This window comes from Hydrogenophaga sp., from assembly GCF_018780385.1.
Lineage (GTDB): Bacteria > Pseudomonadota > Gammaproteobacteria > Burkholderiales > Burkholderiaceae_C > Hydrogenophaga.
This window is the reverse complement of the sequence record NZ_JADMJO010000038.1, coordinates 14,742-29,642: the sequence shown is the minus strand read 5'-3', so window position 1 is coordinate 29,642 and position 14,901 is coordinate 14,742. Positions and strand designations below refer to the sequence as shown.

Sequence of the window (14,901 nt, the reverse complement as noted above, 5' to 3'; positions counted from 1 at the left end):
GCAGTGGTCCGCTCAGGGGTTCAGGGCCGGCAAGCCGCAGACGGTCTGCACGATCCGCTGCACCGCCTTGCCATCGCCATAGGGGTTGTGCGCGCGTGACATGGTGGCGTAGGCATCGGCGTCCACCAACAAACGGCGCGCCTCGGCCACGATTTTCTCGCGCGATGTGCCCACCAGCTTCACCGTGCCTGCTTCCACCGCTTCAGGCCGCTCGGTGGTGTCCCGCATCACCAGCACGGGCTTGCCCAGTGACGGCGCTTCTTCCTGAATGCCGCCCGAGTCGGTGACGATGATGTACGAGCGATCCATCAGGTAGAGGAATGGCAGGTAGTCCACCGGCTCGATGAGGTGCACGTTGGCCAATCCGCGCGCGGCCAGAATGTCTTTCACCGGTTGGCGCACGTTGGGGTTCAGGTGCACCGGATAGAGGATCTCCACGTCATCGTGCTCAGCCGCAATGTCGGCCAGGGCTTCACAGATGTTCTGAAAACCTTCACCGAAGTTTTCACGCCGGTGTCCGGTCACCAGGATGAGGCGGCGCTGCGGGTTCAGAAAAGCGAAGCGTTGCGCCAGCTCGGCTTTCAGCGCTTCGTCGTTGCGCAGTTTATCGACCACGGCCAACAAGGCGTCGATCACGGTGTTGCCGGTGACGTGGATGGCGTCGGCGGAAATGCCTTCCCGCAGCAGGTTGTCGCGCGATGCAGCGGTGGGGGCGAAGTGGATGTCGGCAATGGACCCGGTGAGCTTTCGGTTCATCTCCTCCGGAAAGGGCGAGTGCTTGTTGCCGGTGCGCAGACCGGCTTCAACATGCCCCACGGGCACGCGGGCGTAGTAGGCGGCGAGACTGGTGGCCAGCGTGGTGGTGGTGTCGCCATGTACGAGCACGAGGTCGGGCTTCTCCTGCTGCAACACGCCCTTGAGGCCAAGCAGGATGTTGCTGGTGATGTCAAAGAGATCCTGGCCGGGCTTCATGATGTTCAGGTCGTGCTCGGGCACGATGTCGAACAGCTTGAGGACCTGGTCGAGCATCTCGCGGTGCTGTGCCGTGACGCAGACCACCGTTTCAATCTCACCGGCCCGAGCCTGCAGACCTTTCACCAGCGGCGCCATCTTGATGGCTTCTGGGCGGGTGCCGAATACAACCATGACTTTCATTGGGTTCCCTTGGAGAGCAATGCCTTGTAAGGCGCTTCGTAATTGGCGACGCTGTTGCGCCAGTTGCGCACGGATTCCACGAACTGGCGGCCATTGGCGCGCAGCTCGGGCCACCGGGCGCGATTCTGGAGCATGTCCAGAATGGCATCGGCCAGTGCGTTGACGTCATCGGCCTTGAACAGCCAGCCGGTTTCACCGTGGCGGATGAGTTCCTTGTGGCCGCCCACATCGGAGGCCACAAACAGGTGCCCCTGGGCCATGGCTTCCAGGGGTTTGAGCGGCGTGACGAGTTCGGTCAGTCGCATGGAGTGGCGCGGGTACGCGAGCACATCGATCAGGTCGTAGTACCGATTGACCTCGGCATGCGGCACCCGGCCAGTGAACGCCACGTGATCGCCCAGACCCAGCGCCTGAACCTGCGCCTTGAGGGCCGCGTCTTGCGGTCCGCCGCCCACCAGCAGAAGAAAGATGTCCGGCCGCGATTTCAGCAGCAAAGGAAGCGCCGACACCAGAAGGTCGAGCCCTTCGTAGGCATAGAACGAACCGATGAAGCCCACCACCGTGCGCCCCTGAAGACCCCAGCGCGCTTGCAGCGCAGGCTCGGGGGCCTGGGCCAGCTGGAAACCCTGGACGTCGACTGCGTTGGGAATCACCGTCACCTTGGCCGACGGCACACCTCGGGCGACGATGTCGCTGCGCAATCCTTCGCAAATGGTGAACACATGGCTGGCTTGGCGAATGGCATGGCTTTCCAGCGCCCGCGTGGCTCGGTAGCGCAGGCTCCCCTCGCGGGTGCTGCCGTGGTCGACCGCGGCGTCTTCCCAGAAGGCACGGATCTCGTACACCACGGGAATGCCGTTGCGCCGACCCACCTTGAGGGCGGGCAAGGCATTGAGCACCGGCGAGTGGGCATGAATGATGTCTGGGCGCACTTGGTCAACAACGGTCTGCAACCGGCGCGCCAGCGCGCTCATCAGCTGGAGTTCGCCCATCAGAGGAAGCTGGCTCGCACGCGTCTGAACCTGTGTACGGAAGAAGTGCAGCTCGTCGATGCTTTCCTCTGCCACCTCCACGGGGCCTTGTTTGGGCGACGTGAGATGAAAGGTCTGCCAGCCGCGTGCCCGCTGCTCGCGCAACAGGGCCGCCGTGCGGAAGGTGTAGCCGCTGTGCAGCGGGATGGAGTGGTCCAGAACGTGAAGAATTCGCATGATCAGGCGCCGATGATCCTGCGGCTGTATTTCCCCAACACCTTTTTCGCCACCCATATCGATAGCGTCGACAGAAACAGCACTGCGCCGGCGTAGATGAGCAGCATGAAAATGCCACCAGGAATCACGTCACCGCCAACGCCTTTGTAGACAGAACCCTCCACCAGATAAACCGTCGCGATCTTGATGGCAGAGATGAAGTAGGCATGAATGAAAAAGATGCCGAAGCTCACCTCGGCCACATAGTCCAACCGACGACCGAACACATGGTGATGCTTGTAAAGGACATACACCAGAAGAAGGCATCCCGCCATCTTCATGGGAAAGTGGTAGTGCGGGGGTTGTGGCAACTCAAGCACCAAGGCGGCTCCAGCCACCAGGACGACGGGCAGCAGCAACCACCACCATCGAGCAACCAACACCAGCGCTGTTTCCTTGTAGTGCGAAAACGCCATTCCCAGCAGATAGGCGGGCAGAAGGTAGATCGCTTTGTCAATCGGTCCCAACTGTCCATCGCGTCCCAGGTAGGTAGACAACAGCAACAACGGCAAGATCAACCAATAGAGACGTGGAGCGCGGCGATCCACCCACAGCAACAGTGGAGCGGCCAAGTAGAAAAGCGAGATGGTCGGCACGAACCACAGGGGCGCCAGATGCTTGCCAGTGATGAGGAAGAAGCCGATCTGCCCCCACAGGGGCATCTCATAAAAACTGGCCGAGATCCCGGTCCGTTGAACGAAGAGCGTGAAGATGACTAGCGCCGGCACGGACAAGATGATGTACGGCGAAATGACCGTCAGGAACTTCTGCTTCAGATAGCTCTTGAACACGAAGCGGGCGCTCAAGTGTTGAAACAAGTACCCCGCAATGAAGAAAAAGAAGATGGAGCTCTGATTGGCCAGCGCATCTGCGATGCGTCCGATCAGGGGTGCCTGACTCCAATCAAGCGAAGGAATGGTGTGCGCAATGACGATGCCGATGATGGCCACACCCCTGAACACATGGATGTGATGCTGATAGCCTGAACGTTCACTCATGAAAAGCCTCCCGACACAACGTGACCCCACCAAAAAACAACGACTCCGATCGCAATGCCCGCAACGACCGGTCTACCATTTGCACATGACTCTTCACACACGCCTCATCTCCGACCTGATCTTTCCTTTGCAGGAGCGCCTGAAAAAACACTCCACGGTGCGTGTGAAGCGGGACATGGAAGCCAGCCAGTACTGGCCCAGAGACCGGTTGGAAGAACTGAGGGTGACCCGCTTGAAGAGCCTGCTCGTCCACGCGGGACAGCACGTCCCCTACTACCGCGACCTGTTTGGCAGCTTGCGCTTTGATCCGCATGGGGTGACCAGCTGCAGCGATCTGCAGCGCCTGCCCTTCCTGACCAAGACCGAGATTCGTGCTCATACCGAAGCCCTCAAGTCAGAAGGCGCGAGCGATCTGGCGCGCTTCAACACCGGGGGATCCAGCGGGGAGCCCTTGGTGTTCTTCATCGGCAAGGAGCGCGTGAGCCACGACGTGGCAGCCAAATGGCGTGCCACCCGCTGGTGGGATGTGGACATTGGCGACCCCGAGATCGTGTTGTGGGGCTCTCCGATCGAGCTGACTTCGCAGGACCGGGCACGGTACTGGCGCGACGCGATCATGAGGACCCAGTTGCTTCCAGCGTTCGAGATGTCGCCAGAAAAGGTTGCAGGGTTCATCGAGAAGATTCGCACCACGCGCCCGGCCATGTTGTTCGGGTACCCGTCGGCCTTCGCCCACATTGCACGGCACGCCGAGACGCACCACATCAAGATGGACAACCTGGGCATCAAGGTGGCCTTCGTCACCTCGGAACGCCTGTACGACCACCAGCGGGAGCTGATCCAGCGGGTGTTCAACTGCCCGGTGGCCAACGGATATGGAGGAAGGGATGCTGGCTTCATCGCACACGAATGTCCGTCAGGCGGAATGCATCTGACCCACGAAGACGTGATCGTGGAAATCGTGGACCCGCAAGGCAAGGTGCTGCCCCAGGGTGAGAGTGGCGAGATCGTGGTCACCCACCTCGCGACTCGCCATTTCCCGTTCGTTCGGTACCGGACTGGCGACATCGGCGCGCTGGGCAGCGAGTTGTGCGCATGTGGCCGCACGCTGCCCCTGCTGAAGGAGCTGCAGGGGCGCAGCACCGATTTCCTGGTGGCTCGCAACGGCACCGTGATGCACGGCCTGTCGCTCATCTACATCGTGCGGGATCTTGCGGGCGTCAAACAATTCAAGATCGTGCAGGAGAGCCTGGATTTGACCCACATCCTGCTGGTCACCGACGAGCATTTCGACCGCGCGCTTCTGCCCGGCATCGAGAGTGGCGCCAAAGCCCGCCTGGGCGCTGATGTCACCGTGAATGTCCGTCTGGTCGACGAAATTCCACCGGAGAAATCCGGCAAATACCGCTACGTGATCAGCCAGGTGGCAGTGCCCACGCTCTGAAGAGTGAGCAGTTGAAGAAAGGGCGTGTTCCATGGCGTCAAGGGGATTCGCGCGTTTGCTTCAGCGCAGCTTCCAGAGTGGTGCCGTGGATTCGGACGAAGTTCTGCAGGACATCGTCTGCGGCGGAGCGCGCTTCAGCTTCGGGCAGGTTGGCGTCAAGCGGGGTATAGAACACGACGATGGCACCGTCGTCACCCTGCCCCGTCAAACGTGACAGAGCACCTTGAAGTTTCGCCTGCACGTCACTGGCGGTGAAGCGGCCATGGACCCAATACAAGCGCCATGCCCGCAGACGAACGGCGTTACCGGCCAACACTGTGGATTTCTGGCGCAGCGTTGCAGCGGCAACCGCGAGGGGCTGACCCGCCAGTTCGGTGCTGGCACTGCCGCCCGCCACTTGCACCCAACCATCGTCCTGGCTGGTCACCAGCATGTTCAAGGAACTGACCAGTTTTCGTTCGTAATCTTGCTGCCGGTAGTAGCTCAGGTGCAAGCCCACGGCCTGGCCCGTTGGGCCGCTGTAACCGCTGTGGGCGGTGGCGGCTGGAAACCGGAACGCGGGAACCCAGTCGCTGGGAGGGGTGGTGTTTTGCCAGGGCGCCTGCGCAGCAGGAACATTCAAGACCACCGGGCTGGTGTTGGCGCCCAGTGCGAGCAGGCGTTCGAGCACATGGGGAGACGCCACGATCACCAGGGCTACCAACGCGGCAATGGCGGTGGACCAGCGTGGCTGGGCAGCGGCCAGACGGGCCATGTCGACAGCACCCAGAGGTTTTGCGCTGGGCTCGGGCGCGTCGGCCCAACGGGCTCCCACAAACAGCATGGCCAGAATCACCACCCCGAAGAACACCCATCCATAGATCAGGTGGTCCACACCCGTGGCAAGCTCGTTGCCCGAGAGATGGCCCAGCATCACGATCATGTACGCACGCATCCAGTTGGCCACCAAGGGCACCAGGATCGCGACGCCGACGAAGATCAGGCGTTTGGTCAGGCTCTTGTAGCTCAGGTAGGCAAACAGGCAGCCCACCGTGACGGACGCGATCATGTAGCGGATGCCGCTGCAGGCTTCAACCACCGACCACGCGCCCGACGGGATGATGAACTGCAGGCCTTCGCGGTACACCGGTACACCGCTCAGACGCAGCGCCAGGACGGTGAAGTCGGCGGTCCACTCCATGAACTGGGGCATCATGAAGTCGCCAATGGGCACGGCAAAAAACAGGAAGCCCAGCGGAAATGCCATGGCCCAGGCCAGTTGCCAACCCAGGACTGCCGGCACCGCCAGCACCAGGAGCATCACCAAAGCCAGCTGGGTCGCGGCATTCACAGCCACGAGATCGCCTGCCAGCCAAAGGCCTGCGGCGCCGAACAGCACCACACAGGCCACCCAACTGGGGCGCGGCTGCAACGCCGCCAGCGAATGGCGAATGCGCCAGATCAGCCACAGTGAAATGAGGGGCACAACAAAACCGTGCGCATACGTGTCGGAGCGCGACCAGATGGAGACCATGCCCATGAGCGTGTGCGCGTGGAGTGCCAGGATCGCCAGCAGCAACAGCACCAGCGAAACCAGAGGCATGCGCCAATGGGCAGGAAAGCGTGTGGCTTCAGACATGAATGGCGGCCTCCGCTGGGTTCAGGGCGTCGGTGCTGGGCAAGGTGCCGAGGCATTGGTCGATGCCGCTGAGATGTGCCTGCCAACTGAAACCATGTTCCACATACGCTCGAGCCCGCACGCCCAGATCGGCAGCGCGCCCGGGGGTGTCCAGCAAAGGCTGCAAGGCTTGCACGAACTCCTCGGGGGTCTCGGCGCGCAGCAGGCCCTGCTCTGCCGACGCGCCAATGGCGTCGGCGCAGCTGTTGACCGTGATCACGGCCTGCTCCATGGCCATGGCTTCGAGAATCTTGTTTTGAATGCCTCGCGCCACGCGCAAGGGCGCGACCACGGCCGCAGCATGCTGCAGGTAGGGGCGCACGTCAGGCACCGTCCCGGTGACCACCACGTGTTCGCTGGCCAGCGACTGCACCAGCGCCGACGGGCTGCGACCCACAATATAGAACCGCGCGCGTGGCCAATGGGCTCGCAGGCGCGGGAGCATGTCGGCCACGAACCAACTCACCCCATCGATGTTGGGCCAGTAGTCCATCGCACCGGTGAACACCACCGCCTGCTCGCCGGCGGAGAATGGGCTGACTCGCTGAGGATCAGGCGAGAAGAAGTCGGCGTCCACGCCATTGCTCAAGGACTGAACCTTGTCGTGGCATTCGGGCGCCTGGGAGACGAACAGCGCAGTTTCGTTAGGGGTGACGAAATAGGAACGATGGGCCTGAGCGGCCACCTCGCGCTCATAAGCCAGCAGTCGCTGGCCTTCGCGCCGATAGAGCATCGACAACGGCCAGCGGTGCGCCGGGGCGTATTGCGTCCATTTGGCCGAGTCCACATCAACAAAGTCCACCAGCATCGGCACTTGCGGCGTGAGCGGCTGCGCGTACTGCGCCATGGCCGACGAAAACACAACACTGGCCTGCAGGCTGTGCTGGCGGGCTATTTCCTGCACCCACCGCTGCATGCCGGCGCTGCGGTAATAAGCCAGCGTCAGGGCTTCACCCGTGAGCAGGCCCGTGAGGCTTTTCAACTTCGCATTGCGAGGCACGATGCGCTCCACGTGCATGTCCGGGCACAGGGCCTTGAGCGTCGGCAGGTGTTGCTCGTCGTCCGGGTCGTCCAGGAAGGTGCCGAGAAACACGCGGTGACGCTGCAGCAGGTGGCGCAACAAGTGGTACGAGCGCACCTTGTCACCCTTGTTGGGCGGGTAAGGCAGGCGGTGAACGAGGTACAGCAGGTTGGCCATGGATGCCTGCTCAGCCGAGGTTGCGCACGATGAACGGACCCAGCCAATTGGCCAGGCCCAGGGGCATGCGGCGCCAAGTGGCGATCAGCAGCTTGTACTTGGCGTTGGCCGGATTGTTCTGCGGAATGTTCTCGCGTTTGTACAAACGGTATTCGTAGTTCAGCGGCGTGGGCTCAAAGCCCCAGTTGCGCTTGAACGCATAGGGTCCGGTGCCCTCTTTGCTGCGACCGTAGTCAAACGACTTGAGCCCACGCGCGCAGGCCGTTCGCATGAGCTCCCAATACTTGAAGTCGTTGGCCGCAAGGTCGCGCGCCGCCTCGTCGTCGCCGGCGTAGTACGGCAACACTTCGTCTCGAAAGTAAAAGCTCAGCACGCTGGAAAGCGGCCGACCTTCAGCCGAACTCACGGTCAGCACTTCGCAGTCATTGCCAAACGTCTGCATCAGGGTCTGAAAGTAACGTTTGGGAAAAGCGGGTGTGCCGTGGCGGTGCACGTTGTCCGCGTACAGGGCAAAGAAGCGATCGGCATTCGCGTCGACCTGGGACGTGAGGCCATTCTTGATGCCCTTGCGCACCATGGCGCGTTGCTTGCGCGGAATGGCGAGCATGTTGTCTTCTTCCTTGGGCAGGATGGCCTTGCGGAAGGTGACGTAGAGCTCCTGCACCGGCCAGTCGGTGTGGCGGCGGTCAATGTGGCGAAGCTCCAGATGATCGGTGTCCAGTTCGATCGCCAGGCGTTGCGCTTCGGATTCCAGCGCGGCTGCGGCGGTTTCCGATTCGGATGCCACGCCGCCATACACAGCAAAGGGCAATCCGGTGAGCGCGTTGCCGAAAAGCCGGCTTTTCACATGGGCCAGGGGCAGCACACCCTGGATCTCGCCGCCTTGCTCGGCAAAGAGGAAATACGTGGGGTGCCGGAATACATCACGGATGACGGTTTGCCATCCCGCGCGGTGGAAAAACGTGGCATTGGGACAGTGCTCAACAAAGGCCTCCCATCGGGCGACCTGGTCGGGTTGGGTGCTGTCCAGGCGCTGAATCTGCAGGGTGCCGCGATCAGACAACGGGCACCCCTGTCAAACGATCTGAGGCGCGGTCTTTCAGGAAAATGTCGTCCATGCGACCCCAACGGAAATCCTTGAGGAGACGCGCCAGCCGTTGCTCGGTACGACCGATGTTCACGTAGTGGCGAAAGCGCGTCTTGAGGTCGATACCGGGCACGCGGGGCTGATCGACATCGATCTCCCAGGGGTGAAAGTAAAAGATCGCCGACTCGGCGTCGCGCAGGTTGACTTGTTGCAGCATCCAGCGTGACAACGCATAGGGCAGCAAGCGAAAATAGCCGCCGCCGCCGGACGGCAGATTGCGATTGAACAAGCGCAAAGTGGTGGGCGGAACCTCCATCAAGCCTTCACGGATCTGGTGCGCGAAACGAGGGGCGTCGGGCATGCCGTAGTGGTCGTGCTTGACGGGATAGATGCTCGAACTGTAGCGGTACCCAGCGCGCAGCAAGACGTCAAGCGCCCAGAGGTTGCCCGTGCCAATGGAGAAACTCGGCGCACGGTATCCCTGCACCCGTTGCCCGCCGATGTCTTCAAGCAGCGCCTTGGCGTGCGACACGTCGTGGAAGAACTCTGCTTCCGTCAGATCGGAGGCACGTTGGTGACCATACCCATGGCTGGCGAGTTCGTGGCCTTCGCTCACGATGCGGCGCACCATCTGGGGATACCGCTCGGCGACCCATCCCAAGGTGAAGAAAGTTGCCTTGGTCTGTTCGTTGTCCAGCAGTTTCAGGATGCGGTCGATGTTGTGCTCGACGCGGCATTCACGACTGTCCCAATCGGCGCGATCGATGTGCGGTGCAAACGCAGAAACCTGGAAGTAGTCTTCGACGTCGATCGTCAAGGCGTTGGTGATGGTCGATCGGGCCAGCATGATGTTTACTTGGGCAAGTCCGTGGTCGGGCCATTGGCGCGTGGCTTGCGGGCGGCAGCAACGATCTTCTTGAGCGAACTCAAAATTTCAAGACTGATGCGCTCCTGTCGCAACACGCTGCGTTCCATTCGAAGCAAGCGGGTGCTCAACTGCTCGGCCGACACGCGTGTGAGCTGGTCGTTCATGCCGTCCACGAGCGTGGGGTCCAGCGCCAGTTCGGTCAGATCCATGTCGTCGGCCATCCAGGTGGGGGCCGCGCTCAAACCTGCGTTGGGCAGGTGCGCCCAGCGCTCCTGGTCTTCCGCAACCCGCGAAGGTGCTCCTGCGTTTTCCACCTGCATTTCAGCCACCACTTCGTTGAGTGCGTCCAGCGTCAGGTGTGTCATTTCAGACAAATAGCCCAACAGCAACAAACGATCACACAAAGTGTTGATGCGGCGCGGGATGCCGCCCGAGTGCTGGAAGAGCGCCGCAAACACTGCCGCGTCGAAGGTGGGCTTGTCGGTGGCTCCTGCGCACTTGAGACGGTGTTCCACATAGGCGCGGGTGTCTTCCTCGTCCAACGGCCCCAGATGGCAGCGCGCCGTGACGCGTTGCCGAAGCTGCAGCATGCTCGGGCCCTGCAGGATGTCCCGAAACTCCGGTTGACCCACCAGGAAGGTCTGGAGCAATGCCTGATCGCCAAACTGGAAGTTGGAGAGCATGCGCAGCTCTTCCACCGCCAAAGGCTGCAGGTTCTGCGCTTCATCCACGATCAACAAGCAGCGTTTTCCCTGGGTCGTCTGGGTGATGAAGAAGGCTTCCAGCGCCATCAGCATGTCAGCCTTGCCGGTGCCGCGCACCGCCACACCAAACGCTGCGCACACCAGCTTGAGTGCGTCTTCTGCACCGAGTTGCGTGCTCACCAGATGTGCAGCCACCACCGATCCGTTTTCCAGACTGTCGAGCAGATCGCGCACGATGGTGGTCTTGCCTGCGCCGACTTCACCGGTGATGACGATGAAGCCCTCACCGCGCATGACCCCGTAGACAAGGTAGGAACGCGCACGCCGATGCGGCTTGCTGCTGTAATAAAAACGGGGGTCGGGGTTGAGCTGGAAAGGCTTGTTGCTCAGCCCGTAGAAAGCTTCGTACATGGGTCAGAACCGGTGGTTGATACGACCGGAGATTGCGGTGTCGCTGTAGGAGCCGGCGGTGTTGTTGAATCGCCCAAACTGCAGTTGAACACTGCCGTTGGTGCGGCGCGCGAGACGCGTGCTGAGTCCAAGCGAAATTGACTGACGCTTGCTGTTGACACCTGAGCTGCCGGTGCTTTTTCGGTCGAGATAGGCGGCGTTGAACGAAGTCAGAGGAGTGAGCCGATGTGCGTAGTTCACGCCCCAGGATTTCTGATCGATCTCGCTGTTTGAATCAAAGTCATCCCCAAGCGTGGTGAGGGAGTCCAGCCGGCTTGTGCGACCACGGGTGATGTTGAAAGTGACAACGCTTCGAATGCCACTCAAGGCAACCGAAAGTCGCTGGATCTGGTTCAACGTGGCGGACGAACTGAGGAAGTCTTGGAAAACTTCCGCATCCGCCGGTAACCCAAGCTCAAACAGCTGCCCGCGGATGAGTCGATCACGCACGATGGGATCAGTCACAGCCGGATCCAGAAGCGCGTCCAGCAGATCATAAACAGAGCCCAGCGAGACGGAACCCGTCTGCGTCGGACTGTCGGAAGCGGATCGAGAGGCCACGTAGCGCCAGATGGTTCGCCCGGTGCGGTGCTCCAGCGCTACGTTGTACCCGGTTCCAAAGTAGCGATCTTCCGCAGACGCCGACACACTCGTTTGCAGGGAAGGTCGCCATTCGAAGCCGACGCCCGTGATGTTGTACGACTCGCGCTGCAAGGTGATGGTGTCGTTGGTTTCGACACCCGCGCTCAACGTCACGTTCAACTGCGGATTCACGGCAATGATCACCCCGGCCCGTGCGATATCGGAGCGCGTGTCGCGCCCAACCGTGTAGTCGGTCTCCTGCGAAGAGGCGTCAAAGTACCAGCCCAACAGCTGACCCACGGGCCGACTTCCCAAATGCGCCGACAACACCTGGGAAGTAGAGTCGGAACGGATTGAAGTATTCGTGTTGAGCGTCTGCAGGGCGTAGCGCACTTGGTAGTCCGCCAACCCGCCAAAACTGCCGCGAATGAAGGGTGAGATGCGAAAACTGGAAGTTTCGGACCGGTTGGAATCTGAGAGTCTTGCGTTCGACTCCGGACCAAAAGCCGAAATCGACTGGTCGGAAATCGTTCCAGACAGGTCCACAAAAGCACGTTGATCCCAGGCCTCAAGCGTCCCATTTGCATTGAGCCTGTTGCTGATGCGGTTGCCCGAATTCCCGTCCACGTGGTACTGGGCACTGAGCGCATAGTCGACAAAGCCCTTCACTCGGGGCGTGTTGAGAATTGCACGCACGCCCGGCGTGATGTCGAACATCAACTCACTGCGCGCATTGCTGCTGGACGCATTGCCGTTGGAAGAAAGCGTTGCGCCGACCGACACGCTGGGCTCTATCCAGACTGTTGCCTTTGGCGCGCCCGGCGCTCGGAGTTGATCGGCCGTTTGCGCCAAGGATTCACCCACGAGCAAACTCAACAGCGCCGCGCAACCGAACATGATCGCCGTGCGCTGGTGCGGGCGCGATGTCCTCGGGTGCGTATTCCTCATCAAACTCCCCCCCACCCACTGATGTTCATGATGCAACCGACACGCTCGTATTGGATTCGGCGGCCTGGCTGGCCGACTGACCATAACCAAAGCCATATCCATAACCGTAACCGTACGCATCCTGATCGCCACCTCGCGCCTGATTCAACATCAGGAGCTTGACCGGGCACGCATCGATCGTCGTCAAGGCATGAAGCACTTGGGAACGAAGCGTTTTTTCTGCATGAACCACCATCAGGATCTGCCCCATGTGGGAAGCGAGGACTCGCGCTTCCGTCGTGAGCAGCAGAGGGGGAGAGTCAAAAATGATGATGCGATCAGGGTATCGCTGGCCCAACTCCTCAATCAGCGCAGTCATCGCATCGCTGGCAAGCAGCTCAGTTGCCCTGGGATGGGGCGTTCCACTCAGCAGCAAGCTGAGCTTGTCCACATTGGTCCTCAAGAGCACATCGGCCATCTTGAGCTTGTTGTCGATCAACAGATCCAGCAAACCAGGCCCGGCGGACAGATTCAATGTCTTGCGCAGAGATGGACGCGACACGTCGGCATCCACCAACAGGACTCTGTAGTCCAACTCCATGGCAATGCTCATCGCCAGATTCACGGCGGTGAAGCTCTTGCCTTCACCCGGCATCGCGCTGGTGACCATGATCAGGTTGCCGTTAGCCACGGGCGCCGCCCCTTTGCCGGTGGCGTTGGCCAGCAATGGCCTCTTGATAACGCGGAACTGGTCGGCAATGGCTGCGCGTGGCGCATTGGGCGTCACGTAACCATTGATCGCGAGGCTCTCGACATCAAGGCGCACGGCCCTGGAAGTGCGTTCAGGCTCGACAACCGTCTGCTGCACTGGGGCAGTTTGCGCGGCCCTGGTTGCTGCGGTTGCCACAGAAGGGGTGGGTACTTCAACAGCTTCCGGAGCGGGGAGTTCGACGCCTGCCTGACGGAGTTGTTCCAATCGCTGCGCTGCTTTTTCAATCAAACTGGACATGATTCGTGACTACCTTCCAAAGCCTGTCTGATAGGCCAGATAGCCCATTCCCACCAGGAAAACAACGACCAAGACACCCACCGATGCAAGGAAACGGAACAAGCTGCGCGCCTCGCGCCGCTTCACCACATCGTTCTTCACCAAGGTCACCACGCCGAGCAGTGGCAGTTCCGTGGCGGCCCGCAACGAGTTCGCATCAAAGAACACAGGTCTGATCTGGCTCATCAGGAAGGTTACGCCCAGACCTGCTGCCAATGCGGCCAACAAGCCCGCAGAAAGCAGCAACACGCGGTTGGGGGCAACCGCTTTGGGATTGGCGCGAGGTGGATCAATGACGCGAAAGTCTGCCAAGCTGGATGCGCTTTCGAGTTCACCACCCATGGTGATCGACTCGCGACGGGCCACCAGGTCTTCGTAGTTCTTGCGGTTGATCTCGTAGTCGCGGTTGAGCTGCGCCTGTTCGGCTTCAATCTGGGGCGCCACTTTCATGGATTCGCGCGCACGGCTGACGCGTGACTCGTACTCTGCAACCCGGGCGCGCAAAGAGCCCACCTGGACCTCGGCTGCCGAGGCGATGCGCGACAGTTCATACAACGCTGGATTGGTCTCAAGCACGGGTTGGCCAGGATTGGCGGCGGCTGCCTTCTGCATCTCCTCCACTTCCTTGCGTTTCTGCTCTTCCAGCTCCTTGATCAGGCGTCGGGTATTGGTCACATCAGGGTGCTGCTCGGTGTAACGCTGCAAAAGGCCATCCAGATTCCGCTTGAGCGGATCGATTCGGGCGTCCAGTTCGGGTGTGGCAAAAGATGAACCACCTTGTTTAGGGGAAGCCCGTTGAGCGGCTCTCGCAGCATCCAATTGCCGGCGCGCGACATCGCGTGCACTTTCCGCCTCCCGCAGGTCCAATTTGGCCTGGTTGAGCGTGTTGGTCACTTCGCCAAGGCGCCCTGCGGTGTCAAGTCCGCCTTGAGACTGGATATCGAGGTTGCGCAGCCGGAACTCCTTGAGCCGGGTTTCAGCCTCGGTCAAACGAGCTTCGTAGTTCTTGATTTGTTCCTCGATGAAGCGTCGGGCCGAGTCCGAGTCGGACTTGGTGCTGCCCAGGCTCGACTCCACAAACACCGTCATCAGGGACTGGACGACCCGCAAGGCTTTCTCGGGGCTCTCCCCCTGGTATGCCAGCGTGTACAGGTTGTCGCGACCCGTCGACCTGATGGACAGCGAATTGGTCACTTGCGTGATCAGCTTGTCCTGCTCCACTTTGGATTTGGCGCCGAGGTCAAGATCGGCCATGCGGATCAGCTTTTCAACAGTGGGCCGGCTGATGAGCGTACGGCTGAGCATGTTGACCTGTTGCTCAATGTTGGGCTGAGCGGCCAAGCCGGACATCAAAGGCCTCAGTATCGATTGCGTGTCAACGTAAACGCGGGCGGAAGCCTCGAATCGATCCGGCATAAGAAGCACTGTCGTCGCAGCACCGGCGGCCACAAGCCAAGCGAACGCGACGCCCAGGCGCCGGTACTTCCACATCCCTCTGAGGATGGTTGTAATCTGCTGAATGAGTTCTTGCATGCA

General features: G+C 60.9%; 12 protein-coding genes. 1 reads left to right on the top strand and 11 read right to left on the bottom strand.

All coding sequences use genetic code 11. The annotated features are described in order from the left end of the window. Positions 1–12: 12 nt before the first annotated feature. The 3 genes from wecB to IV113_RS14195 are packed head-to-tail and all read right to left on the bottom strand — an operon-like array spanning position 13 to position 3,400. Complete coding sequence (wecB, locus tag IV113_RS14205) at positions 13–1,155, bottom strand: UDP-N-acetylglucosamine 2-epimerase (non-hydrolyzing) (RefSeq protein ID WP_291086251.1); 1,143 nt, start codon at positions 1,153–1,155, stop codon at positions 13–15. Further along, positions 1,152–2,363, bottom strand: a complete 1,212-nt coding sequence (locus IV113_RS14200; protein ID WP_291086249.1) for a TIGR04063 family PEP-CTERM/XrtA system glycosyltransferase — start codon at positions 2,361–2,363, stop codon at positions 1,152–1,154. The genes wecB and IV113_RS14200 overlap by 4 nt, the downstream gene beginning before the upstream one ends. A 2-nt stretch (positions 2,364–2,365) precedes the next feature. After that, entirely contained in the window at positions 2,366–3,400 is a 1,035-nt protein-coding gene (locus IV113_RS14195) for an acyltransferase (RefSeq protein ID WP_291086247.1), read from the bottom strand. 85 nt (positions 3,401–3,485) lie between these two features. Between IV113_RS14195 and IV113_RS14190 the strand changes: the two genes are divergently transcribed. After that, a complete protein-coding gene (locus tag IV113_RS14190) occupies positions 3,486–4,844 on the top strand; it encodes an AMP-binding protein (RefSeq protein ID WP_291086245.1) in 1,359 nt (452 codons plus the stop codon). A 37-nt stretch (positions 4,845–4,881) separates the two neighbouring features. Here IV113_RS14190 and xrtA read toward each other — a convergent pair whose 3' ends face one another. Genes xrtA through IV113_RS14150 form a run of 8 tightly spaced genes read right to left on the bottom strand, consistent with a single transcriptional unit; the run spans position 4,882 to position 14,898 of the window. Next, positions 4,882–6,462, bottom strand: a complete 1,581-nt coding sequence (gene xrtA, locus IV113_RS14185) for an exosortase A (RefSeq protein ID WP_291086243.1) — start codon at positions 6,460–6,462, stop codon at positions 4,882–4,884. Continuing rightward, a complete protein-coding gene (locus IV113_RS14180; RefSeq protein WP_291086241.1) occupies positions 6,455–7,699 on the bottom strand; it encodes a TIGR03087 family PEP-CTERM/XrtA system glycosyltransferase in 1,245 nt (414 codons plus the stop codon). The genes xrtA and IV113_RS14180 overlap by 8 nt, the downstream gene beginning before the upstream one ends. 10 nt (positions 7,700–7,709) lie before the next feature. Continuing rightward, on the bottom strand, positions 7,710–8,762 hold the full coding sequence (locus IV113_RS14175; protein ID WP_291086239.1) for a FemAB family XrtA/PEP-CTERM system-associated protein: 1,053 nt from the start codon (positions 8,760–8,762) through the stop codon (positions 7,710–7,712). After that, complete coding sequence (locus IV113_RS14170; protein ID WP_291086237.1) at positions 8,755–9,633, bottom strand: XrtA system polysaccharide deacetylase; 879 nt, start codon at positions 9,631–9,633, stop codon at positions 8,755–8,757. The genes IV113_RS14175 and IV113_RS14170 overlap by 8 nt, the downstream gene beginning before the upstream one ends. 5 nt (positions 9,634–9,638) lie before the next feature. Continuing rightward, on the bottom strand, positions 9,639–10,769 hold the full coding sequence (locus IV113_RS14165; RefSeq protein WP_291086236.1) for an XrtA/PEP-CTERM system-associated ATPase: 1,131 nt from the start codon (positions 10,767–10,769) through the stop codon (positions 9,639–9,641). A 3-nt stretch (positions 10,770–10,772) separates the two neighbouring features. Further along, positions 10,773–12,338 (bottom strand): TIGR03016 family PEP-CTERM system-associated outer membrane protein, encoded by a 1,566-nt coding sequence (locus tag IV113_RS14160; protein ID WP_291086235.1) that lies wholly within the window; start codon positions 12,336–12,338, stop codon positions 10,773–10,775. Positions 12,339–12,363: 25 nt separating this feature from the next. Continuing rightward, the gene (locus IV113_RS14155) at positions 12,364–13,326 is read right to left on the bottom strand and encodes an XrtA-associated tyrosine autokinase (protein WP_291086234.1); all 963 of its coding nucleotides are present in this window, start codon (positions 13,324–13,326) and stop codon (positions 12,364–12,366) included. A 9-nt stretch (positions 13,327–13,335) separates the two neighbouring features. Beyond that, a complete protein-coding gene (locus tag IV113_RS14150; protein WP_291086232.1) occupies positions 13,336–14,898 on the bottom strand; it encodes an XrtA system polysaccharide chain length determinant in 1,563 nt (520 codons plus the stop codon). Positions 14,899–14,901: the final 3 nt, after the last annotated feature.

Bases quoted from the DNA above. Each gene is read 5' to 3' on its own strand.
- IV113_RS14150 (WP_291086232.1), bottom strand. From the start codon at position 14,898: ATGCAAGAACTCATTCAGCAGATTACAACCATCCTCAGAGGGATGTGG.
- xrtA (WP_291086243.1), bottom strand. From the start codon at position 6,462: ATGTCTGAAGCCACACGCTTTCCTGCCCATTGGCGCATGCCTCTGGTT.
- IV113_RS14195 (WP_291086247.1), bottom strand. From the start codon at position 3,400: ATGAGTGAACGTTCAGGCTATCAGCATCACATCCATGTGTTCAGGGGT.
- IV113_RS14180 (WP_291086241.1), bottom strand. From the start codon at position 7,699: ATGGCCAACCTGCTGTACCTCGTTCACCGCCTGCCTTACCCGCCCAAC.
- wecB (WP_291086251.1), bottom strand. From the start codon at position 1,155: ATGAAAGTCATGGTTGTATTCGGCACCCGCCCAGAAGCCATCAAGATG.
- IV113_RS14200 (WP_291086249.1), bottom strand. From the start codon at position 2,363: ATGCGAATTCTTCACGTTCTGGACCACTCCATCCCGCTGCACAGCGGC.
- IV113_RS14155 (WP_291086234.1), bottom strand. From the start codon at position 13,326: ATGTCCAGTTTGATTGAAAAAGCAGCGCAGCGATTGGAACAACTCCGT.
- IV113_RS14160 (WP_291086235.1), bottom strand. From the start codon at position 12,338: ATGAGGAATACGCACCCGAGGACATCGCGCCCGCACCAGCGCACGGCG.
- IV113_RS14190 (WP_291086245.1), top strand. From the start codon at position 3,486: ATGACTCTTCACACACGCCTCATCTCCGACCTGATCTTTCCTTTGCAG.
- IV113_RS14165 (WP_291086236.1), bottom strand. From the start codon at position 10,769: ATGTACGAAGCTTTCTACGGGCTGAGCAACAAGCCTTTCCAGCTCAAC.
- IV113_RS14170 (WP_291086237.1), bottom strand. From the start codon at position 9,633: ATGCTGGCCCGATCGACCATCACCAACGCCTTGACGATCGACGTCGAA.